Origin of the sequence: Gilliamella sp. B2889 (assembly GCF_026536885.1) — a bacterium.
GTDB lineage: Bacteria > Pseudomonadota > Gammaproteobacteria > Enterobacterales > Orbaceae > Gilliamella > Gilliamella apicola_E.
The window spans coordinates 216,245-239,086 of sequence record NZ_JAFNNF010000003.1 but is presented as its reverse complement, the minus strand read 5'-3'; the positions used below and the strand labels follow the sequence as shown (position 1 = coordinate 239,086).

Below are 22,842 nucleotides of genomic sequence, written 5' to 3'. Positions count from 1 at the left end.
CATACAAGTAGATTAGTATATTTTTGTGAGTAAGATCACATTAAGAAAAAATATGACAAAGAAAAAAGTGTTTTTAATATGCTTTTTAAAAGAAACGTTTAAGTAGGGATATGTTATGCTTTGAGCATTATTGACGGTGGAATATCATTTATTTTATATACCATCCAATGTTATAGATGGTTTCGATCCCCTAAATTTTTACTTAAATTGTATTGAGAAAATACGTTCCTCAAAATTTCAAAAAAAGTTGAGGAACGGGGTTTTTGAAAGCTTATATATAAACTGCTTTATGTGATATCCCTTTTTATAATAGAATCATCTGTCACATTTCAAACCTTCATTTTTTAAAATAATTAGTATTGGATATAATTTTGATTCTTCTGATTGATAACTACGATTCATTTACATTTAATATATATGATTACCTGTGCCGTGCTGGCGCGAAGGTTATGGTCATTAAAAATGATGAAAAATCTATTGATGAATTAAAACGATTGTCGTTTTCTAAAATGGTAATTTCCCCAGGGCCAGGTACGCCAGATAATGCTGGGATATCGTTGTCAGCAATTCAGGCTTTTGAGAATAAATGTCCAATACTTGGTATCTGTTTAGGCCATCAAGCGATTGCTCAATATTTTGGATTCTCGATTATTAAAGCACCTGTACCCATGCATGGAAAAATTGATGAGATCATTCATGATGAAAAGGGATTATTTTCTGGAATTAAAAATCCTCTGTCTGTTGTAAGATATCATTCGTTAATTGTACAAAATTCGTCAAATGAGTCACCTTTAACAATCACTGCTACTAATAAACAAGGGTTGATTATGGGGTTACGTCATAAAACATTACCTATCGAATCAGTACAATTCCACCCTGAAGCGATCAAGACTGAATTTGGTTTAAAAATGATAAGCAATTTTGTTAGTGAGCAATAAGCATGAAAATTTATATCGATTTTGAGGGGCAACGTAAATATTTTTGTGATCCAATAAAGATTATAAAGTCATCTGATTATCACTCAATAAAAAAACATATTGATGAGATAGAAGAGTTTATACAACAAGGTTATTTTGCCTGCGGTTATCTTGCTTATGAAAGCGCTATGGGTTTTAATGAGTCAAATAAGACCAAAATAGTCACAAAGTCAGACCAGGATTTACCTTTACTTTTTTTTGGTATTTTTGAGAGCTATACAACAATAGTTCATACTGAGTGTGCTTCACCCGAGTATTTTGAATTGTCTTGTGACACAAATATTGACGAATATCAGCAGAAAATTAGTTATATTCGATCACAAATTGAATTAGGCAATACTTATCAAACTAACTATACCATTCAATTTAACGCTCCATTCAATGGTGATCCTTTAGATTATTATCATTTTCTACAAAAAAATAATCAGGCAAATTATTGTGCCTATATTGAATTTGAAAATTATCATATTTTATCTATCTCCCCTGAGCTATTTTTTAAATTAGAAAATAGAACCATTACAACTAAACCGATGAAAGGAACAGCAGCACGAGGTTTAAATTCTGACCAAGATAAACAACAAGTGGCCTTGTTGAAGTCAGAAAAAAATCTTGCTGAAAATATGATGATTGTTGATTTACTTCGTAATGATTTAAGCAAAATATCAGTGCCAGGTTCAGTAACCGTTCCACATTTATTTACAGCAGAAAAGTATCCGACTGTCTGGCAACTCACTTCAACTATTCAAGCAACCGTAAAAGAAAATATAAGTTTGTATCAGCTATTTCAAGCGCTGTTCCCGTGTGGTTCAATTACTGGTGCGCCCAAATCAAGTACCATGCAAATCATTAGTGATATTGAAAACTCGGCCCGTGGGGTTTACTGTGGCACAATTGGTTATGTAGAACCTTTAATGAAAAAGGCAGTATTTAATATTCCAATACGAACTTTAACCATACATAATCAACAGTTGAATTATGGTGTTGGTGGTGGCATTACATGGGATTCAACTGCTGATGATGAATATCATGAGATTTTAGCTAAAACAGCTATCTTAAATCGAACGCTGACTATTCCTGAATATATTATTGAAACATTATTGCTTAAAGATGGCGAGTTGGTTTTGTTTGATATGCACTTAGATAGGTTGATAAATTCAACGAGTTATTTTGATTTTGAATGTGATATTCAAACAATTAAACAGACATTAACTAATTTAGCAAAAACTCATTCATCAGGAAGATATAAAATTAGGCTTCTGCAACCTAAATATGGCCAAGCAAAAATAAGTCTCGATAAACTTACTCATTCAATGGTAATTGATAAGCTTGATTTTGCACCCAAATGTGTCGATAAGGAAAACACTTTTCTCTATCATAAAACGACTAATCGACAACACTTTCACGAATTAGCAGTTGGGCAAGAATATATCAATTATAATCAATATGATGAAATCACTGAGTTTGTTAATGGTAATATTGCGTTGTTGATTAATGAAAAGTGGGTAACACCAACTATTACTTCGGGTTTACTTGCTGGTACTATGCGACAGTATTATTTGGATAATCATCAATTAACCGAGCAAAAGATTGTCAAACAAGATATTTTGCAAGCCGAGAAAATAGCATTTATTAATAGTGTGCGAGGATGGGTTGAAATTAAAGACCAGATATTAGATAAATTAAAAGCACAGTTTTCATGATCTGAAATTAAGAGCAGAGAACATTCCGTCATCATATTGACGGAATGTTTAGTAAGTATTAATGTTTAATTGAATTTGCAAAGTCTAATTCTTCATTTTGCCAGCCTTCGGATAAGGCTTTTACCAAAGCATCATAACCATTTGTTGCAAGTGGAACATGACGTTCAATAGCTTTAGTAACGATTTTACCTTTCTTATCTGTCACTACCCAGCGTCCTTTTATGATTGCATCGCCATTATAACCGCCATGGAAACCATCAATAAAAAGTTTAACTGTAAGAGATGGTGTGGTAATTGATTTAGTTGACACCAAATAATTAGGTAAAATTTGAGTTAAGTCTTGTGATAATCGATCGGCAAGTTGTTGAGACAGCGTTGATGCCCATAAATGATTAGTTGCTGTGACATATTTTATGTCCTGTGTTTGCAGAACAATACCGGGTTTGTTTAAGAAACTAGCTACCTCAATGGACTCAATCCAAATAAAATGATCTGTAGTTTGTGTCATTCTTGAGCCAGTCAAATTACTAGTTAATTGAAAATAACTTTTACTCGGTGCATTTGATGAACAACCAATTATAGTTCCTAATAATGTCACCAATATCGTAACTTTTAGCGTTCGAATTAATTTAACCATTATTTCTTACCTCTGGCTTTGGGTTCTTGGTCTTTTTTATTTGGCGCTGAGAAAATCAATGCATTACTTTTATTATTTAATGTATTAAGTAAAGGGGTCAGCTCGTCCATCATTAGTTGAATTTTCTGTAAACTTTCGATCATTTGCGTGTTAAGTTCAGATCCCGGTTGCAACCCTTTCATGGTCTCGTGTAATGAACGAATTGCCTTTTGTAAATCCTTAGGCATAGCTTGCATCTCTTTACTCGCCATAATTTGATTTAATGAATTCATTAGTTTTTCACTTGATTCTAATGATTTATTAAATTGTGTCATCGTGTTATTCAACGGTAAACTGTTAAAGTTGTCGAGTAATTGCAATATTTTTGCTTGAATTTGAGCAAATCCTGTTGATGTTGTTTCGATAGTATCGTAACCATATTGGTTAGCTAATTTTATATTGTATTTATTTTTTAAATCAGGATAAAAATCTAGATCAATATAAAGCGCACCAGTAAACATATTGGACGTTTTTAATGATGCTCTTAGTCCATTTTTTTGTTCATCTTTTATCAAAGCTGCTATATCGATCTTATCATCAACTAATTCTGATAGACGATCAGGCTCTATTCTGATTAATACTGGTACTTTTTGGTTGAGAATTGATCTTTCTTTTAACATTTCTGTGGTATAAAACGGTACTTTACTCACTGTACCCAATCTTATACCATGATATTCCACTGGCGCACCTTCGGTTAATCCCGATATGGAATCAGTAATCATAATTAGAAATTCTTTATATTCAGTGTACTGTGAATCTTGAATCGATTTTCTATCTTCATATAATTTATAGACATCATGTTGCTTCGCCGGTTCACCTAGTTTTGCGCCATCTGGTAAATCAAAGCTGATTCCACCAGACATTAGAACATCTAACGAAGGAACTTCAAGACTTGCTCCACGTGATGATAAAGATAAATTGATACCACCCTCTTTCCAAAAGCGTACATTTTCGGTAACTAATGCATCATAGGGTTTGGTTATAAAAACTTGATATTTCATTTTACGAGCATCGACATCAAATAAGGACGTTTCAACATTACCGACTTGATAACCACGGAACATCACTTTTGCACCACGAGGTACTACACCACTTTGGTCACTTTCTAAATTTAAGCGAATTCCTTTTATACTTGGATCAGATAACGGTGGTGTATCAGATAGAATAAATGGGTTATTTTTGAAACTATGCGTATCGTTGCCTGAGACCAGTTCAATATATACACCAGATAAAATAGTGCCAAGTCCTGTCACACCATCACGGCCAATTTCAGGTTTAACTACCCAAAAAATTGAGTCATTTTTTAACAATGGTTCCATATCATTATAAATTCGACCTTTTATGACGACTTTCTTGTAGTCATCAGATAATGTCACTTCATCAACTATACCAACGTCAACACTACGATTTTTGATTACTGTCTTACCTGCAATAATGCCATTTGCATCATTGGCTAATAAGGTAAAAGATGTGCCTCTATCAGCAAAGTGGGCATAGATAATCCATAATCCAACAACGGCGGTTACTATGGGAATAATCCATATTGCAGAAATTGCTCGGATTTTAATTATTTTTGCTATTTTTCTTGAGGTTGCCATATTATTCCTATTATTCTATTTTCGATTTCGATCCCAAAGTAAGCGTGGATCAAATTTTTGGGATGCAATCATAGTAATGATGACGACGGTTGCGAAAAAAGTAACACCAATATCAGGATAAACTCCCATCATTTGTTGGTTTCTAACTAAAGAACAAACTACAGAAACAACAAAGATATCTATCATTGACCATTTACCAATAAATTCTACCGCATTATATAATTTCTTCATTTTTAAGCAATTATGTTTATTTTTATCTTTCACGGCTAAAGCAAAATAACATAACCAGCTGAGTGAAATAATCTTTAAAATTGGAATAACCACACTTGCGGAAAAGATAACTAATGCCACTGGTACATCCCCTGACTGCCACATATAGATAACACCATCCATAATAGTTGAGGTCGACGCTGAGCCAAATACAACTGTGATCATAATTCCGAATAAATTAGCGGGAATATAAATTATTAATGAAGTTACCAATAATGCAATTGTCCATTGTATTTTATCTCGCCCTCTTACTTGGCTTTTTTGTTTACATCTTGGGCATTTGGCATACTCAACAGGGACGATTGCATGGCAACATTGACACAATTTTATATTTTGAGAAATTCCCGTCTCACCAACTTCTAGTGCTTTTATTGAAAAATTACTTCGATGAATTTCATTCCAGATTTTACCCGGAGTGAAGATAACTAAAGCTTTAATATAAAAGAATACGAATAAACAAAATGCCCAAAATGTGCTAGTGACACCAATATTGCCATAACTCATTAATTTAACGAAACTAACTAATATGCCTGTTAAAAATATTTCAGGCATACACCAATGTTGGAATTTTTCATAAACAATAAGTAAATCTCTTTTCCGATATTTGGTTAAATTAATATTTGAACAAAGTAAGGCAATAATAGATAAATTGAGTAATGGAAAGACTAATACGAAAAAAATAAATAATGCTGAAATATAACTATATTTATCAATAAAAAGTATTCTTGGAATGTCTAGCACACTTACGCCATTGACATTACCAACTAAATTGATATCAATAAAAACAAAACCACAAGCAACAATGAGCATAATTAGAGAGCAAATTGCATACATTGCCGCTCTAAACTTCATATTGACATTGTTTTTAAATAATATTGTATTACATCGTGGACAAACAGCTTTGTGGCCAACTGCAACATCAGCTAATTCGATGACCAAATCACAATGAGAACACAATACATAGTCTTGACTATCAGTGGTCATTATTTTCCTTTATTTATGTTTTAAGCTATAAAGATGTTTTTGATTAGCATAACATTTAGGTATAAAAATCTTCAATGATTATAATATGTTGAGGCAATTAATTTAATACATCAATAACGACTAAAATTTATTTCTATCATCATACCAAATGGTCTTTTTTTATGAAAGTATTACCTAATTAAATTACCTTAATTTGATTATTCTCATTTTTTAAAAGCTCTATTTTTTAGTCGCCTTTTTAAATAATTCAATATCTTTTTCAGCACTAGATCATAAACAAATTCTGCAAAAAATTAATAAATTTTGTGACCAATTTCACAGAGTTAACTAATTTATGAATGTTTATAAAAAAAACTTGATACTGTATAACAATACAGTATAATGTACCCCAATATCCTTACTTATTGGAATTTTATTATATGAATGAAAACAAACAACGTGCACTTTCTGCAGCATTAAGCCAAATCGAGAAACAATTTGGTAAAGGTTCAATAATGCGTTTAGGTGATACTCAGACACTAGACGTAGATGCGGTTTCAACAGGTTCTTTAGGGTTAGATATTGCATTAGGTATCGGCGGCTTGCCAATGGGAAGAATTGTTGAAATTTTTGGGCCGGAGTCATCAGGGAAAACAACATTAACATTATCTGTTATTGCTCAAGCACAAAAAGAAGGTAAAACCTGTGCATTTATCGATGCTGAACATGCTTTAGATCCTATCTATGCAGCTAAGTTAGGTGTTCAAGTCGATGATTTATTAGTTTCTCAACCTGATACAGGAGAGCAAGCTCTTGAAATTTGTGATGCATTAGTTCGTTCTGGTGCAGTTGATGTGATTATTGTGGACTCGGTTGCAGCATTAACACCAAAAGCAGAAATTGAAGGTGAAATGGGCGATTCTCACATGGGGTTACAAGCACGCTTAATGTCTCAAGCATTACGTAAATTAACCGCTAATATCAAAAATGCAAATTGTCTTGTCGTTTTCATTAACCAAATTCGTATGAAAATTGGTGTAATGTTTGGAAATCCAGAAACCACTACCGGTGGTAATGCCTTAAAATTCTATGCATCTGTTCGTTTAGATATTCGTCGTACTGGTGCGGTAAAAGAAGGCGAAGATGTTATTGGTAGTGATACGCGTGTAAAAGTAGTTAAAAATAAAGTAGCTGCGCCGTTTAGACAAGCTGAATTCCAAATCCTTTATGGATGTGGTATCTCTAAAGAAGGTGAATTGATTGATTTAGGTGTTAAACATAAATTAGTCGATAAGGCTGGAGCTTGGTATAGCTACAACGGTGAGAAAGTAGGTCAAGGTAAAGCAAATTCAATTAAGTTTTTACAAGAACATCCTGAAATTGCCAAAGAACTTGAAACTAAATTACGCGATTTATTGTTAAACAGTCCTGCTGTTTTCTCTGCTGATGATGAAGACGTTTCGGCAGATGATGAAAGCTTTGAGTAATGGAAAAAAAACTCAATAAATTAATCTTAAATAAAGCTGTGCAATTACTTGCACAGCGTGATCACTCATCATGCGAACTTAGCCGAAAATTAACATTATTTTTTAGCAAAAAAATTACTTGCTCAAAAGATGATTATCCAGAACAACTAAATAAGTTAAAAACAGAAATAGGACATGTAATTGCACACTGTACTAATCAACATTGGATGGATGATAAGCAGTATATTGAAAAGTATATCTTTATGCGTGCTCATAAAGGTTATGGAAAATATAAAATAAGCTTGGAATTAAAACAGCGAGGTTTGTCATCAGATCTTAGTAGAGAGTTATTACTTTTAGCTGATATTGATTGGTCAAAAATTGCACATCATCAATTATTAAAAAAGTTCAAACTTATCGACCCCCAGAATAATCAACAAAAACAAAAAGTAATACAATTTTTAAAAGCTCGAGGATTTACACAACTTGATATAAAAACTGCGTATAGTTTGTTGACTTAAATTATTATAGTCCCTACAATATTACTTAGATAATACCCATTACGTAAAAAGCTCTCAAGATCTTTTAATTTTATTCCTTATTACTTATTAATAGTAACTAGATCAATCGTTGTACTAAGAATATTTACTTTTCAACTTAAGTTGTAACGGGTATATTACTATGTCTAAAAATTTATCGTTTAATATGGAAGCATAAATGAAAAGCACTGCAGAAATTCGTCAAAGTTTTCTTGACTTTTTCCATAGCAAAGGACACGAAATCGTTGCAAGTAGTTCCCTTGTTCCACACAATGACCCAACACTTTTATTTACAAATGCGGGAATGAATCAGTTTAAAGATGTTTTTCTTGGTATTGATAAAAGACCTTATACCAGAGCAACAACATCTCAACGTTGTGTGCGAGCAGGCGGAAAACATAATGACCTTGACAACGTAGGTTATACTGCTAGGCATCATACTTTTTTTGAAATGCTTGGGAATTTCAGTTTTGGCGATTATTTTAAACGTGATGCGATTCATTTTGCTTGGGAACTACTAACCAGTGAAAAATGGTTTAATCTACCAAAAGACAGATTGACGGTTACTGTTTATGCAACTGATGATGAAGCATTTGCTATTTGGGAAAATGAAATCGGTATTCCTAAAGAGCGTATCATCCGCATAGGCGATAATAAAGGTGCACCATATGCATCCGATAACTTTTGGCAAATGGGTGATACAGGACCTTGTGGACCTTGTACAGAAATTTTTTATGATCATGGTGATCATATATGGGGTGGACCACCTGGAAGTGCTGAAGAAGATGGTGACAGATTTATTGAAATTTGGAATCTCGTCTTTATGCAATTTAACCGTCTCGCTGATGGTACTATGGAACCTTTGCCTAAACCATCAGTTGATACTGGTATGGGGCTTGAACGAATAGCAGCTGTGTTACAACATGTCAATTCAAATTATGATATTGATCTGTTTAAAACATTAATAAAAGCTGCAGCTGAAATCATTCAAGTTAAAGATTTAGAAAGTAAATCATTAAGAGTAATTGCAGATCATATACGTTCTTGCGCCTTTTTAGTTTCTGATGGAGTCCTACCTTCAAATGAAGGGCGTGGTTATGTATTACGTCGAATTATTCGCCGAGCAGTACGCCATGGACATATGTTAGGTGCTAAAGATATTTTCTTCTATAAGCTAGTTAAACCATTAATTGACGTAATGGGAAGTGCTGCTAATGAATTAGCAAATAATCAAAAGATAGTTGAAAATACACTTAAAACTGAAGAAGAGCAGTTCTTAAAAACATTAGAACGGGGTTTATTCTTACTTGACCAAGAGTTAGGTAAGATTACTAACAATGTATTACCTGGCGATATTGCTTTTAAACTCTATGATACTTATGGTTTTCCATTAGATTTAACCGCTGACGTTTGTCGCGAGAAGAATATCACTATTGATGAAAATGGCTTTAATCAATGCATGGAAGAACAACGTAAACGAGCTCGTGAATCTAGTTCATTCAGCGTTGATTATAGCAATATGATTAAGCTTGATGATAAGACAGAGTTTTTAGGTTATCAGTCTAGCGAAGCTTCAGGAAAAGTGATTGCAATCTTCCAAAATGGAAACAAAGTTGAAACAATAAATGCCGGTGATCAAGCTGTTGTCATATTAGATAAAACACCATTTTATGGTGAATCTGGTGGTCAAGTTGGCGATAAAGGTGTATTAACCGCTGCCGATTTAGTATTTAACGTTTCAGACAGCCAGAAATATGGTAAAAGCATTGGTCATATAGGTAAGGTCACCAAAGGATCATTGAAAGTTGGTGATATAGTAACAGCTGCAATCGATGTAGAGATACGTGAACGCATTCGTCGTAATCATTCTGCAACACATTTATTACAAGCCGCGTTACAACGTATTTTAGGAAGTCATGTACATCAAAAAGGATCATTAGTTAACGATAGCTATCTTCGGTTTGATTTTTCACATAATCAACCGATTACATCAGAACAAATTGAAGAAATTGAAAATTTAGTTAATCAACAAATTCGACGTAATTTACCAGTAGACATAGAACTCATGCCTATTGATCAGGCTAAAAATAAAGGTGCTATGGCGCTATTTGGTGAAAAATACGAAGATATTGTAAGAGTATTAACTATGGGAGATTTCTCCATTGAGCTTTGCGGTGGAACACATGTTGATAGAACTGGAGATATAGGACTATTTAAAATTATTTCTGAGTCAAGTATTGCATCAGGAGTACGTCGTATTGAAGCTACTTCAGGTCAAAATGCGATGGAATATATACACCATGAATCCAATTTGCTAAATCAAATTGGACAATTGGTTAAAAGTGATAAATCTGCTGTTTTATCACGAATCGAGCAACTGCTCGATCAAACCAAAACACTTGAAAAAGCAATAGAGCAGTTAAAAGCCCAACAAGCTAGCCAACAAAGTGGGCAATTGCTTAATCAATGTGTGGAAATCAATAATAAAAACTTACTAATTGCTAAGGTTGATAACGTCGAGGCAAAAATGTTACGTACCATGATTGATGATCTTAAAAATCAATTAAAAACTGGTGTAATTATTTTAGCCGCTGTCAATGATGGCAAAATCAATTTAGCTGCTGGTGTAACCAATGATTTATTAAACATTGTTAAAGCTGGCGAATTAGTTTCTCAATTAGCATTAAAAGTAGGTGGTAAAGGCGGTGGGCGGCCTGATTTCGCTCAAGCAGGTGGAATGGATCTTTCGGCGTTACCAGAAGCGTTATCTTCTGTAAAAAAGGAAATCAGTAATAAATTACAAGCAAGTTAGCCGGAAGTACTCCAGTGTTGTTAATTAGACATTAGTGTATTTCTGTAAAATTACGTCTTTCTATCTTATCGATAGTAGGCTGACGAAGCTATATCTTAAAATTGTTTGGATATATACTTAACTGATATTAGGAGATCTAATGTTAATTTTAACTAGGAGAGTAGGTGAAACACTTATCATTGGTGACGATGTTGTTATTACCGTCTTGGGCGTGAAAGGCAATCAGGTCAGAGTCGGTATTAACGCACCTAAAGAAGTTTCTATTCATAGAGAAGAAATTTACAACCGTATTCATCAATCACAAGACAAAGTTGATGAATTAGTTCAACCCAAAGAGTAATATTGGGCACTAAATAAACAACCAGCACGTGTTCGCAAAAAAATGTTTGACTTATTTTTTGTAGAACGTAATATGTGCGCCACACATTATGATTTTGTTGTTCAAGCAGAGTCATAATGTTTTGGTGAGATGGCCGAGAGGCTGAAGGCGCTCCCCTGCTAAGGGAGTATGCGGTCAAAAGCTGCATCGAGGGTTCGAATCCCTCTCTCACCGCCATTTTAAAAATTAAAATATGCATCCGTAGCTCAGCTGGATAGAGTACCCGGCTACGAACCGGGCGGTCAGGGGTTCGAATCCCTTCGGATGCACCATTTTAAAAACCTAATACGCATCCGTAGCTCAGCTGGATAGAGTACCCGGCTACGAACCGGGCGGTCAGGGGTTCGAATCCCTTCGGATGCACCATTTTTTTACGAACTTACAAGCATCCGTAGCTCAGCTGGATAGAGCACTCGGCTTCGAACCGAGCGGTCAGGGGTTCGAATCCCTTCGGGTGCGCCATTTAAGCATCCTAAAAACCTTCTTCGATTTATAATGCCAATTAAACGTTATATTGAATATCATAAAAGGTTATACTCATTAACAATGTTATTTACTTTTAGCTTATTAGGACTACAAACTATTTTAAAAACGTTGAATGCTATAAATCACTATACAAAGCTTTTTCTGTTTTCCCTTAAATATTACCCTACCCGCTCTTAAAAAGCTTCGTACGAGCTTAAATTTTAAATTGGCAATAATAAAATTAAAGTACATCGACTTAGAAAAATAAAGTTATAAAAAGAACATCAAGGACAACCGAAAAATAATTACTTAAAAGCTTTGTTTATACTTTCAATGATGAAATTAAAGAATTAAATATTAAGAAGCCTATATTGAATGTTTGATATGAAATGCAATGCGTTTATTGCAGAAACAATTGGGTATTTATTAGAACACAATCTTTTATTCATAATAAGCTGACAGCTTTTAATTCACCATAACATTATTCTTTATTTATGAGATTAATGGTTAGCTGATAATAATATACTGCCAATTACGAAAAAGAATAAAAACCATAATACAAGGGTAATGATTCCACAAACGATTCCTGCTGTTGCAAAACCAGAACCACTTTTGTTATTAGTTTTTATATCACTTTTAGCAACTGCACTTAATACTATAGCTACAATAGCTAATACAATGCTTATAAGGCCTATTGGGATTAGTGATATAATTCCGCAAACCATCCCTGCTATAGCTAAACCACTTATTACTTTATATTGCTGTTGATCCACTTATTTTTTGCTCCGTAAAGATTTCGAAAAGTTAAACAAATTGTGATTAAGTATAATATTATCGGTTTAGCAGATCAATCTAAGACAGATTCCACTTTACCAATGGCAAATCATAATAATTTATTCCATTAAATATCTTAATAAGATTTATATCAGCAAAAATAAACATATAATCTTAAATAAATGGTTTGTACGTTGATTTACAACTATGAAATACAGAAAAATAGACTTCAACTCAAAATACAGCATTGGTATTATAAAATTTACTAAAAAATGATTGTTAATAACTTGTATTTGTTTTTCCTTTTATGAATAATAGTTAAGTTAAAATATTCAACAGTATTAGCAAATAAAATAATAGATAAAATTTATATATGTATAAAATCAGCATATATAAAAAATGATTATTTTTTATCCTATTGAACTACTTTGATTTATGGCTATCAGTTAGATTTCTTCGGGTTTACCACTTCGGTTGAAACCCGATATAATTCTAGTATACTAAGCTCACAAATTTCATATGTGTTATTCATCATATTTTTTGTTAACGCAAACAGAAAATTAAATAGATAACATTAATAAACGATAATGGACTTTTTTATGTTGGACCCAAATTTACTTCGAAACGAATTAGATCTTGTTGCTAGCAAATTAGCACGTCGTGGTTTTAAATTAGATGTTGAAACCATTCGACAATTAGAAGAAAAGCGCAAAATATTACAAGTTGAAACTGAAAATTTACAAGCACAGCGTAATGCCCGCTCTAAAGCTATTGGGGAAGCTAAAGCACGTGGTGAAGATATTTCAGTTGTACGAGAAGAAGTAAACCAATTAGGCGAAAAGCTTAACAGCGCTAAAGCAGAGCTTGATCTCCTTTTAAACCAAATTAAAGATATTGCATCCAACATTCCAAATATTCCTGATGACTCTGTACCCGATGGTAAAGATGAAAGCGATAATGTTGAGGTATCTCGTTTTGGTACACCAAGGACTTTTGATTTTCCAATCCAAGACCATGTCGCTTTAGGTGAACGTTTTGGTGGCCTTGATTTTGCTGCTGGGGTAAAACTTACTGGTGCACGTTTTGTGGTGATGAAATCACAATTAGCCCGTTTACATCGAGCGATTACTCAATTTATGTTAGATCTGCATACTGAACAACATGGCTATGCTGAAATTTATGTTCCATATCTTGTTAATCATGCTACCTTATTTGGCACAGGTCAATTACCTAAATTTGCAGGTGATCTTTTCCATACTAAACCTCTCGATGAAGAAGCTGAAAGCAGTAACTATGCATTAATTCCAACAGCAGAAGTGCCGGTAACTAACTTAGTGCGTGATGAGATACTTGATGAAAGCCAGCTTCCGATGAAAATGACTGCTCATACACCTTGTTTCCGTTCTGAAGCAGGCTCTTATGGAAAAGATACCCGTGGCTTAATTCGTATGCATCAGTTTGATAAAGTCGAGCTTGTGCAAATTGTTAAACCGGAAGAATCAATGAAAGCTTTAGAAGAGCTGACAGCACATGCGGAAAAGGTTTTACAGCTACTTGAATTGCCATACCGTAAAATCGTATTGTGTACCGGCGATATGGGCTTTGGTTCATGCAAAACTTACGATCTTGAAGTTTGGGTACCGGCTCAAAACACTTATCGAGAAATCTCGTCTTGTTCTAATATGTGGGATTTCCAAGCTCGCCGAATGCAAGCTCGATATCGTAATAAAGCGGATAACAAAACTTATTTAGTCCATACCTTAAATGGCTCAGGATTAGCTGTTGGACGCACATTAGTGGCAATTATGGAAAACTACCAACAGGCAGACGGAAGCATTAAAGTGCCTTCTGTTTTAGTGCCATATATGAATGGTGTTGAAGTAATCGGTTAACCATGTACTAAAAGTTTGCTTACTTCATTTTTAGCGCTATTAATTAGCGCTATTTTTTTATTAAAGGTGGAAAAATGATTAAAGGTGTTGTTCTTTCAATACTCGCATCATGCCTTTTTGGCTTACTTTACTACTATCCGGTTTTACTACAGCCTCTTCCTGTGATTGACATCTTTTGCTGGCGTTTATTAACCTCGTTTCCAGCCATAGTGGTGTTAGTCTTTATAGAACACCAGTGGTCCGCAATTAGGGATTTATTTAAGCGTATTAGAGAGCAACCGATGATTTTAGTCGGATTGATCTTTTCCTCCCTATTGTTAACTATTCAGATGTTAATTTTCATTTGGGCACCGCTTAATGGGCATGGCTTATCTGCTTCTTTAGGTTATTTCTTATTACCATTAACCATGGTGATTTCAGGTCAGATTTTTTACAAGGAAAAACTCAGCTTTTTGCAAAAGATTGCCGTTTGCCTTGCTACTATCGGCGTAGCCGTTGAAATCTATACCACAGGCGCATTTTCGTGGGAAACAGCAGTGGTTGCATTGGGTTACCCCATTTACTTTATTACACGTCGTAAATTGCAAATAGAGGGGATTTGTGGCACCTTTTCCGACTTCTTTTTTATATTTATTGGTTGCGTGATTTATTTCGCCTTTAATTACCCATTTAGCCAGATTGTGAGTGATATTACGCACTTTCACATTTTTATCCCAATGCTGGGGATCATTACTGCTATCGCCTTTGCTATGTACTTCTTAGCTAGACGACTATTACCTTTGGGATTATTTGGTTTGCTTGGATATGTTGAACCCGTTTTATTAACGCTTGTATCAGTTCTATTTTTGCATGAATCGATCTCGGCACAACATATTGTCTCTTACAGCTTTATTTGGTTGTCAGTATGCGTACTTGCGCTGGAGGGAACGATTTTTGTTTTGCGAGCAATAAAGCGTAAAAGAATTAGATAAAAAAGGATAGCAACGAAAAAGGTACCATAGCTGGTACCTTTTTTATTATCATGTTATTTACTAAATGTAACCGATTGACCATAACTTTCTATGATCTGTTGTATTCTGTCTAAGGTTTCTCGCGGTGGCGCCTCTACCCCTTCTAACTGATATTTATCTCCGAACGTATCCCATTTGTAAGCGCCCATTTTATGATAGGGTAATAACTCTACTCGCTCAATATTCTCCATACCTTGAATAAATTGCCCTAAAAGATGTGCGGAATTATCATCATCAGTCCACCCCGGTACAACCACATATCGTATCCAGGTTCGCTTATTAATTTTTTGTAGATATTTAGCAAACTCGAGCACACGCTTATTAGGTACGCCAACTAGTTTTTGATGTATTTCATCATTGATTTGTTTGAGATCTAACATGACTAAGTCTGTCACTTCCATAAGTGCTTCAACTGTGTGATCTAACTGTCTTGCATAACCGTTGGTATCTAAGCATGTGTGAATACCTTCTTGATGACAAGCTTTGAACCATTCAGTAATAAACTCAGATTGTAGTGTCGCTTCACCGCCAGAAGCGGTTACGCCCCCGCCATTAGGCATAATAAAACTTTTGTAAGTAACGATCTCTTTCATCAATTCATCAACAGTGACTTCACGGCCTGCTTTTAAATCCCAAGTATCTCGGTTGTGGCAGTACAAGCAACGCATCAAGCAACCCTGAAAAAAAACAATGAAACGTATACCTGGCCCATCTACGGTACCAAACGACTCATAAGAGTGGATGCGACCTTTGATTGGTTGCTTTGTTGTCATAATAATATTTTGTTCCATAAAAATTCTCTAGTGCTTGCTCATATTACTTTTTTATTGTTTAAGATATTTTAACTCATATGATACTTTCTTACACCAATTGTATTAATTGGATAATCGCTTATTAAATTAATGATGAGAATAACAGTTGAAAAACATTCTTTTTAATAATATTGATATGGAATCAATAAATCTTAATCTTATTCTGATAAAAAAATAGCGCCTCAAGTAGGCGCCATTTTAAGTTAGTATCAGTTAACTAAAGTCGGGTAGCAGCGGCATATTTCTATGCCGCCGCCCCCTAAGAACTGTACGAGCGAATTTCTCCGCATACAGCTCAAGCCTTTCTATTAACTTATTGCTAAGTCGGTTTCAATACTTCTAACTTCAGTGCATGAACTTTAATGTGACATACTGGATGTAATAATATTCTGTTTTTCAGTTTATTATCTCCGCCCTGTATGCGGTATATGATATGGTGGTCATGCCATCCCGTCTCTTTTGTGATAGGGAGATGACATAGTCCACACCGTCCTTTTTGTTCCTTATACAACCTTTGCCATTGACTTCTGTGCGAATAATCTTCGTACATCCGTTTTTGGTATAGTGTTTCGCCGTATAATTCCCATTCTGGTAAAAAGGGATTATATTCCGATTTTACCTTTATATGACGTCTAATTTCTGTCTTACTGCAACACAGTAATTCAGTCCATATCTTTTCTCCATGCCGATTCGTTGTATGTGTACCAAATATCCAGTCCCTGCTTTGTATCCTTGTGAAGTATTTCTCCTTAACAAATCGTTTCCGCCTGTTACTGTGTCTTCGGCAACACCATCGCCAAATCGCTTGCCAGATTAAATGGTCTACTTTACTGTACGTTTCTTTAGCCACAATGTTACGGTGATAGTTTGCCCACCCCCTTAACATCGGATTTAATTTTGCTATGAGTATGTCCTGCTTAACCATCTTCATTTTGCTTATCGTTTCTTTTACCTTGCGATAGAATGATTTCACATTCTTTTTACTCGGTTTAATCAACAACTTGCCTTTAAATGACCTCACAGTCCAACCTAAGAAATCAAACCCTTGCTTAATGTTCACAATGCGTGTTTTCTTTTCCGATAGGGTTAGTCCCCTCTCTTTCAAAAATTCTCGCATTACCGGAACAACTTCATCTTCAAGCAATACTTTCGAATTCCCCGATATGATAAAGTCATCCGCATATCGAACCATGTATACTTTGTTGGCACGCCGTTGTCTATTTCCAATTACACCAAAGTGTTTAGTTAATAGCTCGTCAATGCCGTCTAGTGCCATGTTTGCTAAAGTTGGTGAAATGATACCCCCTTGTGGTGTACCCTCTTCCGTCCGTCTAACCTGTCCCATATCCACTACGCCAGATTTTAACCATTTTGCTAATATTCTTTTATTCATTGGAATATTTGCTATTAACCAATCATGACTAATATGGTCAAAACAACCCTGTATATCCGCATCTAATACCCATTGCGCCGTTTGTCTCATTTGACGCCCTTTGCGTGAGAATATTTTATGCACGTGGCTTATCGCATCCGCCGTTGAGCGATTGATTCGAAAACCATACGAGTTTTTATCCGCCGTTGTTTCTGCAACAGGCTGTAAAGCAAATAAATGTAACGCTTGCATTGCTCTATCTTTCATGGTCGGAATGCCTAAAGGGCGCTTCTTTCCGTCAGACTTAGGAATATAAACCCGCCTTAATGGCATCGGTTTGTATCCTTTACTTGTCAACGTTGCAATTGCTTCCCATTTACTTTCAGGTGTTGACCATGTTACTTTGTCAACCCCTGCCGTTCTTTTACCTCTGTTTTCTGTCACTCTTCGTACTGCTAATTGCTTAGCGTACGTTGAGCGTGTTAGTAACCGTTGTAAGCGTTTAACCTTACGGTAGTCACCTTCAATTGTTGCCTTCGCAATCCGTACCTGCAATCCCTTAACATGTTTTGTTACTTTGACCCAATCAATATTGTGCCATTGCTCATTCATGTCAGGAGTCGCTGGAGCTGGACCACTTTCAACTTTTTCGTTAAACTTAGTGTACTCTTTCATACTTACTCCTGTAATAACAGAAATAAGCAGAAATCTACTTGGTGTTGTATGAATAATTTCTTCATCTGTGAAGGGAGGAAGAATTATTCAGTGTACCAAATAAATTCTACTTCTCTGTCACATGGTGAATTGTTAGAGTTGGGAAATGAGCTTGTTTTCACTTGCCTGTTTCCTTTCCCCATCCAATCATTCCCGAAGAAATGACCATAAAGGATTAGCCAACATCTTACGATGAAAGACCAGTTAAAAGTCTGCACCCTTTCGGATTAGGTCATGTTTCATACCCTATATTAGCCATTACAGCCAATCATTCGCTTTCTCTAACCTCCTTTACCTGCACTCCCAACAGCATCACTTACGCTTTACCTGCCCTAAGGCGGAAATACGGGCTTACCAAGTTCCATTATTATCACACAAATAGTTAAGATGTTGTCTTTTCGCCGATAGTGTTTATGATGACGTATCCCCAATGTAAAAAAGAGATAACCCACTATATACCTTTTTGGTTAGAGCTTATCAGTAGCTTAAGCTCTTTACAATTCACGACGTTTATCAACAATTCACTTACGTTCATCTTTCTATTTAGCCTAGCCCCTCATGACATGCTACTTGCCATTACTTAATGTTACCTCACGATACGCATTAACCTTGCTGTTCCTCAAGGGGGTACATTGTCAGGAAGCTCCACACCAAACCGTTGCCAGTTTCGCATTATCCCTAGGCTACTGTTAGTCATATAACAGGTTGACTCGCACTTTTACCTAATCTATAGGTAATTGTACTTCAACAATGATAATAACAGCTTATGCACTTATAAACTTCACAATAGGTCAATTCTAACTTAAACTATATACTGATGAATTCTTTCGTTTCCTTGGGCGATTCAATAATTTTATTGAATTCCTTGGTATCTTCCAGAATATCAGATAGGATTAATTGAATTGTCCAAAGAATTTTGTTCTTTAGATATGAGAGGTGCCTCTCACAGACTAAGATATATTCTTTACCGAATACAGGTTATACAATATCCTTTCGGACATGTGTAACGCCCTACTCGGATATTGTGAGGATGGCTAATTAAAGTTGTTCACTTTAATTAACCCACCTAACTTTTGATTAAAATCAAATAGTTAGGAGCATAAGTGCGCTCTTGTCGCACTTACATTGATTGTGTGAAAGTACGTGTAATAACGTCTTTTTGTTGTTCTTTAGTTAGTGAGTTGAAACGTACTGCATATCCAGAAACACGAATAGTTAATTGTGGATATTTTTCAGGGTGTTCCATCGCATCTAATAATGTTTCACGATTTAATACGTTAACATTTAAATGTTGACCACCTTCAATAGTAGCTTCGTGATGGAAGTAACCATCCATTAAACCAGCTAAGTTACGTTTACGAACATCATCATCTTTACCTAATGCATTAGGAACGATTGAGAAAGTATATGAAATACCATCTTTCGCATAAGCAAATGGTAGTTTAGCAACAGATGTTAATGAAGCAACCGCACCTTTTTGGTCACGTCCGTGCATTGGGTTAGCACCTGGTCCAAATGGCGCACCAGCACGACGACCGTCTGGAGTGTTACCTGTTTTCTTACCATATACAACGTTTGAAGTAATGGTTAATACAGATTGTGTAGGAATCGCATTACGATAAGTTTTAAGTTTTTGAATTTTCTTCATGAAACGTTCAACTAAATCAACTGCAATATCATCTACACGTGGATCGTTGTTACCGAATTGTGGATATTCACCTTCGATTTCAAAGTCCACTGCTAAACCATCTTCATCACGAATAGTTTTTACTTTTGCATATTTGATAGCTGATAATGAGTCAGCAGCAACAGATAGACCTGCAATACCACATGCCATTGTACGAATAATGTCACGATCATGTAGTGCCATTAATGATGCTTCGTAGCTGTATTTGTCATGCATATAGTGAATTGCATTTAGTGCAGTTACGTATTGTTTTGCTAACCAATCCATAAAGTGATCTAAACGAGCAAATACTTTGTCAAAATCAAGGTATTCGTCAGTGATTGGATCTTCTTTTGGTCCAACTTGCATTTTAAGTTTTTCATCCACACCGCCATTGATTGCGTATAGAAGAGTTTTAGCAAGGTTGGCACGCGCACCGAAGAATTGCATTTGTTTACCAACGATCATCGGGCTTACACAACATGCGATTGCATAGTCATCGTTATTGAAGTCAGGACGCATTAAATCATCATTTTCATATTGTAATGATGAGGTATCAATAGATACTTTAGATGCGAACTCTTTGAATCCACTTGGTAACTGTTCTGACCAAAGAATAGTCATGTTAGGCTCAGGTGATGGACCCATTGTATATAGTGTGTTTAAGAAACGGAATGAAGTTTTAGTAACTAAAGTACGTCCGTCAACACCCATACCTGCGATTGATTCAGTTGCCCAAATTGGGTCACCAGAGAATAATTCATCATATTCAGGCGTACGTAAGAAACGAACCATACGTAATTTCATAACGAAATGGTCAACAATTTCTTGAGCGTCTTTTTCAGTAATTAAACCTGCTTCAAGGTCACGTTGGAAGTAAATATCAAAGAATGTAGAAGTACGACCAAGAGACATTGCCGCACCATTTTGAGATTTAACTGCAGCTAAGTAACCGAAATATGTCCATTGCACTGCTTCTTGAGCTGTTTTAGCTGGTCCAGAAATGTCGTAGCCATATTTAGCTGCCATTTCTTTGATTTGACCAAGAGCACGATGTTGTTCAGCGATTTCTTCACGACGTTGCATAGTCATTGCTAAATCAACACCATTTTCAAAATCAGCTTGTAATGAATTGAATTGAGCAAATTTATCTTGCATTAAGAAGTCGATACCGTAAAGTGCAACACGACGGTAATCACCAATGATACGACCACGACCATAAGCATCAGGAAGACCAGTGATAACACCTGATTTACGACAACGAAGGATATCCGGAGTATAGATGTCAAACACACCTTGGTTATGTGTTTTACGATAGTCAGTAAAGATTTTTTTGACTAATGGATCAAGCGTTCTGTTGTAAGCTTTACAAGAGTTCTCGATCATTTTGATACCACCAAACGGGATAATCGCGCGTTTTAATGGTTTCTCAGTTTGTAAACCAACAATCTTCTCTAAATCTTTTTCGATATAACCTGCATCATGAGCAGTAATAGTAGAGATTACACTTGTATCAAAATCTACAGGAGCATGAGTAGCATTTTCAATTTTAATGCCTTCCATGACTTTATCCCATAATTTAGTTGTAGCATCTGTTGCGCCAGCTAAAAAAGATTCATCACCCTCATATGGTGTGTAATTTTTTTGAATGAAATCGCGAACATTGACATTACTTTGCCAATCACCCTCTTTAAATCCTTTCCAAGCTGCTGCTTGTACTTCGTTTAAATTACTCATAGTTATTAACCTCAGGTTTACAAAAATATCTATCTACTCTTATATAAGGGTAAATATTATAAAATCAATGTGGCTTACGAAGATGTAAAGCCCAGTTAGGGATAGCGACTAACAAGCCTCCTAAAATATTCCCGATAGTAACAGGAATTAAATTATTTACAATAAAATGCTCTACGGTTAAAGCTTTAAATGAGTCAGGAGATATCCCAACAGTAGTCCAAAACTCAGGTGATGCAAAATTATTAATTACAATTCCCATAGGAATCATAAACATATTTGCAATACTATGTTCAAAACCACTTGCAACAAACATTGCTACAGGTAATACCATAATTAGCATTTTATCAAGTAGACTGCGACCAGCATAACTCATCCAAGCAGCTAAGCAAACCATTAAATTAGCTAATAAACCAAGAAATACAGCTTCGATGAAAGTATGATGTAATTTATGGTCTGCGGTTTGTAATACATTCAATCCCCACAAACCATTGGCTACCATATATTGCCCAGAAAACCAAATAATTCCTACAAATAGTATAGCACCGATAAAGTTACCAATATAGACCAAAATCCAATTACGGAACATTTTTATCCAACTAATTTTATGTGTCATTTTAGGTAAAATGGTTAAAATAGTTGAAGTAAAAAGATCTGTTCCACAACATACAACAAGCATCAAACCTAACGAGAAGCAGATACCGCCAACTAATTTAGCCAAGCCAAAAGCAACGGTTGAAGTTCCTGTTGTAGCAGTAATATAGAAAACGAATGCGATAGAGATAAAAACACCTGCAAGGATAGCTGATACTATGGTACTAGTAGGGTTTTTATTTACTTTATAGTTGCCAAGTTCCTCGGCGATTTGGGTCATTTGCGCGGGAGAAAACGAGTCCACAAGCTTATCATTACTCAAGTTGACATCCTCAAAAAAACTATGCTTTTATGAGGCGCATAGTATACTACTAATTTAAGTCAGATCATCAATTTTTTAGTTAAAAAAAAACATTTTTTTTAACCAAT

General features: G+C 35.2%; 16 protein-coding genes and 4 tRNA genes. 12 read left to right on the top strand and 8 right to left on the bottom strand.

The window, feature by feature from the left end; all coding sequences use genetic code 11:
• Positions 1-371: 371 nt before the first annotated feature.
• Together J3U09_RS06075 and pabB are read left to right on the top strand one after the other, a co-directional pair.
• Positions 372-938, top strand: coding sequence for an anthranilate synthase component II (locus J3U09_RS06075; protein WP_065734224.1), 567 nt, complete (start codon positions 372-374; stop codon positions 936-938).
• A 2-nt stretch (positions 939-940) separates the two neighbouring features.
• Positions 941-2,677 carry an aminodeoxychorismate synthase component I gene (pabB, locus tag J3U09_RS06070; RefSeq protein ID WP_267357518.1) on the top strand — a complete coding sequence of 579 codons (1,737 nt, stop codon included), beginning with the start codon at positions 941-943 and terminating at the stop codon, positions 2,675-2,677.
• Positions 2,678-2,735: 58 nt separating this feature from the next.
• Here pabB and J3U09_RS06065 read toward each other — a convergent pair whose 3' ends face one another.
• Genes J3U09_RS06065 through J3U09_RS06055 form a run of 3 tightly spaced genes read right to left on the bottom strand, consistent with a single transcriptional unit; the run spans position 2,736 to position 6,205 of the window.
• Positions 2,736-3,314 (bottom strand): PqiC family protein, encoded by a 579-nt coding sequence (locus J3U09_RS06065; protein WP_267357517.1) that lies wholly within the window; start codon positions 3,312-3,314, stop codon positions 2,736-2,738.
• Complete coding sequence (gene pqiB / locus J3U09_RS06060) at positions 3,314-4,951, bottom strand: intermembrane transport protein PqiB (RefSeq protein ID WP_267357516.1); 1,638 nt, start codon at positions 4,949-4,951, stop codon at positions 3,314-3,316. Before pqiB ends, J3U09_RS06065 begins: the two co-directional genes overlap by 1 nt.
• 15 nt (positions 4,952-4,966) lie before the next feature.
• Positions 4,967-6,205, bottom strand: a complete 1,239-nt coding sequence (locus J3U09_RS06055; protein WP_065562293.1) for a PqiA/YebS family transporter subunit — start codon at positions 6,203-6,205, stop codon at positions 4,967-4,969.
• 419 nt (positions 6,206-6,624) lie between these two features.
• On the opposite strand from J3U09_RS06055, the gene recA reads away from it, so the two are divergent.
• The 8 genes from recA to J3U09_RS06015 all read left to right on the top strand — a co-directional run bounded on the left by recA (position 6,625) and on the right by J3U09_RS06015 (position 11,842).
• On the top strand, positions 6,625-7,671 hold the full coding sequence (recA, locus tag J3U09_RS06050) for a recombinase RecA (protein ID WP_065562294.1): 1,047 nt from the start codon (positions 6,625-6,627) through the stop codon (positions 7,669-7,671).
• Positions 7,671-8,171 (top strand): regulatory protein RecX, encoded by a 501-nt coding sequence (locus tag J3U09_RS06045; RefSeq protein WP_267357515.1) that lies wholly within the window; start codon positions 7,671-7,673, stop codon positions 8,169-8,171. Before recA ends, J3U09_RS06045 begins: the two co-directional genes overlap by 1 nt.
• 196 nt (positions 8,172-8,367) lie before the next feature.
• Complete coding sequence (gene alaS / locus J3U09_RS06040; RefSeq protein ID WP_220225106.1) at positions 8,368-11,001, top strand: alanine--tRNA ligase; 2,634 nt, start codon at positions 8,368-8,370, stop codon at positions 10,999-11,001.
• A gap of 139 nt (positions 11,002-11,140) precedes the next feature.
• Entirely contained in the window at positions 11,141-11,341 is a 201-nt protein-coding gene (gene csrA, locus J3U09_RS06035) for a carbon storage regulator CsrA (protein WP_065562297.1), read from the top strand.
• Between the two features lie 123 nt (positions 11,342-11,464).
• Positions 11,465-11,557 (top strand) — tRNA-Ser (locus tag J3U09_RS06030).
• A gap of 18 nt (positions 11,558-11,575) precedes the next feature.
• Positions 11,576-11,652, top strand: a tRNA-Arg gene (locus J3U09_RS06025).
• Positions 11,653-11,669: 17 nt separating this feature from the next.
• Positions 11,670-11,746 (top strand) — tRNA-Arg (locus J3U09_RS06020).
• Positions 11,747-11,765: 19 nt separating this feature from the next.
• A tRNA-Arg gene (locus J3U09_RS06015) sits at positions 11,766-11,842 on the top strand.
• Between the two features lie 503 nt (positions 11,843-12,345).
• Here the strand turns inward: J3U09_RS06015 and J3U09_RS06010 are convergent.
• Positions 12,346-12,618 (bottom strand): DUF4190 domain-containing protein, encoded by a 273-nt coding sequence (locus J3U09_RS06010; RefSeq protein ID WP_065734217.1) that lies wholly within the window; start codon positions 12,616-12,618, stop codon positions 12,346-12,348.
• Positions 12,619-13,218: 600 nt separating this feature from the next.
• On the opposite strand from J3U09_RS06010, the gene serS reads away from it, so the two are divergent.
• Positions 13,219-14,511, top strand: coding sequence for a serine--tRNA ligase (serS, locus tag J3U09_RS06005; protein ID WP_267357514.1), 1,293 nt, complete (start codon positions 13,219-13,221; stop codon positions 14,509-14,511).
• A gap of 74 nt (positions 14,512-14,585) precedes the next feature.
• On the top strand, positions 14,586-15,482 hold the full coding sequence (gene rarD, locus J3U09_RS06000) for an EamA family transporter RarD (protein ID WP_267357513.1): 897 nt from the start codon (positions 14,586-14,588) through the stop codon (positions 15,480-15,482).
• 53 nt (positions 15,483-15,535) lie between these two features.
• Here rarD and pflA read toward each other — a convergent pair whose 3' ends face one another.
• The 4 genes from pflA to focA form a co-directional block, all read right to left on the bottom strand.
• Complete coding sequence (gene pflA, locus J3U09_RS05995) at positions 15,536-16,294, bottom strand: pyruvate formate lyase 1-activating protein (RefSeq protein WP_267330064.1); 759 nt, start codon at positions 16,292-16,294, stop codon at positions 15,536-15,538.
• Between the two features lie 358 nt (positions 16,295-16,652).
• Positions 16,653-18,317 carry a group II intron reverse transcriptase/maturase gene (gene ltrA, locus J3U09_RS05990; protein ID WP_065562467.1) on the bottom strand — a complete coding sequence of 555 codons (1,665 nt, stop codon included), beginning with the start codon at positions 18,315-18,317 and terminating at the stop codon, positions 16,653-16,655.
• 1,222 nt (positions 18,318-19,539) lie between these two features.
• Positions 19,540-21,822, bottom strand: coding sequence for a formate C-acetyltransferase (gene pflB / locus J3U09_RS05985; protein WP_220225109.1), 2,283 nt, complete (start codon positions 21,820-21,822; stop codon positions 19,540-19,542).
• 64 nt (positions 21,823-21,886) lie between these two features.
• On the bottom strand, positions 21,887-22,735 hold the full coding sequence (focA, locus tag J3U09_RS05980; protein ID WP_218058385.1) for a formate transporter FocA: 849 nt from the start codon (positions 22,733-22,735) through the stop codon (positions 21,887-21,889).
• Positions 22,736-22,842: the final 107 nt, after the last annotated feature.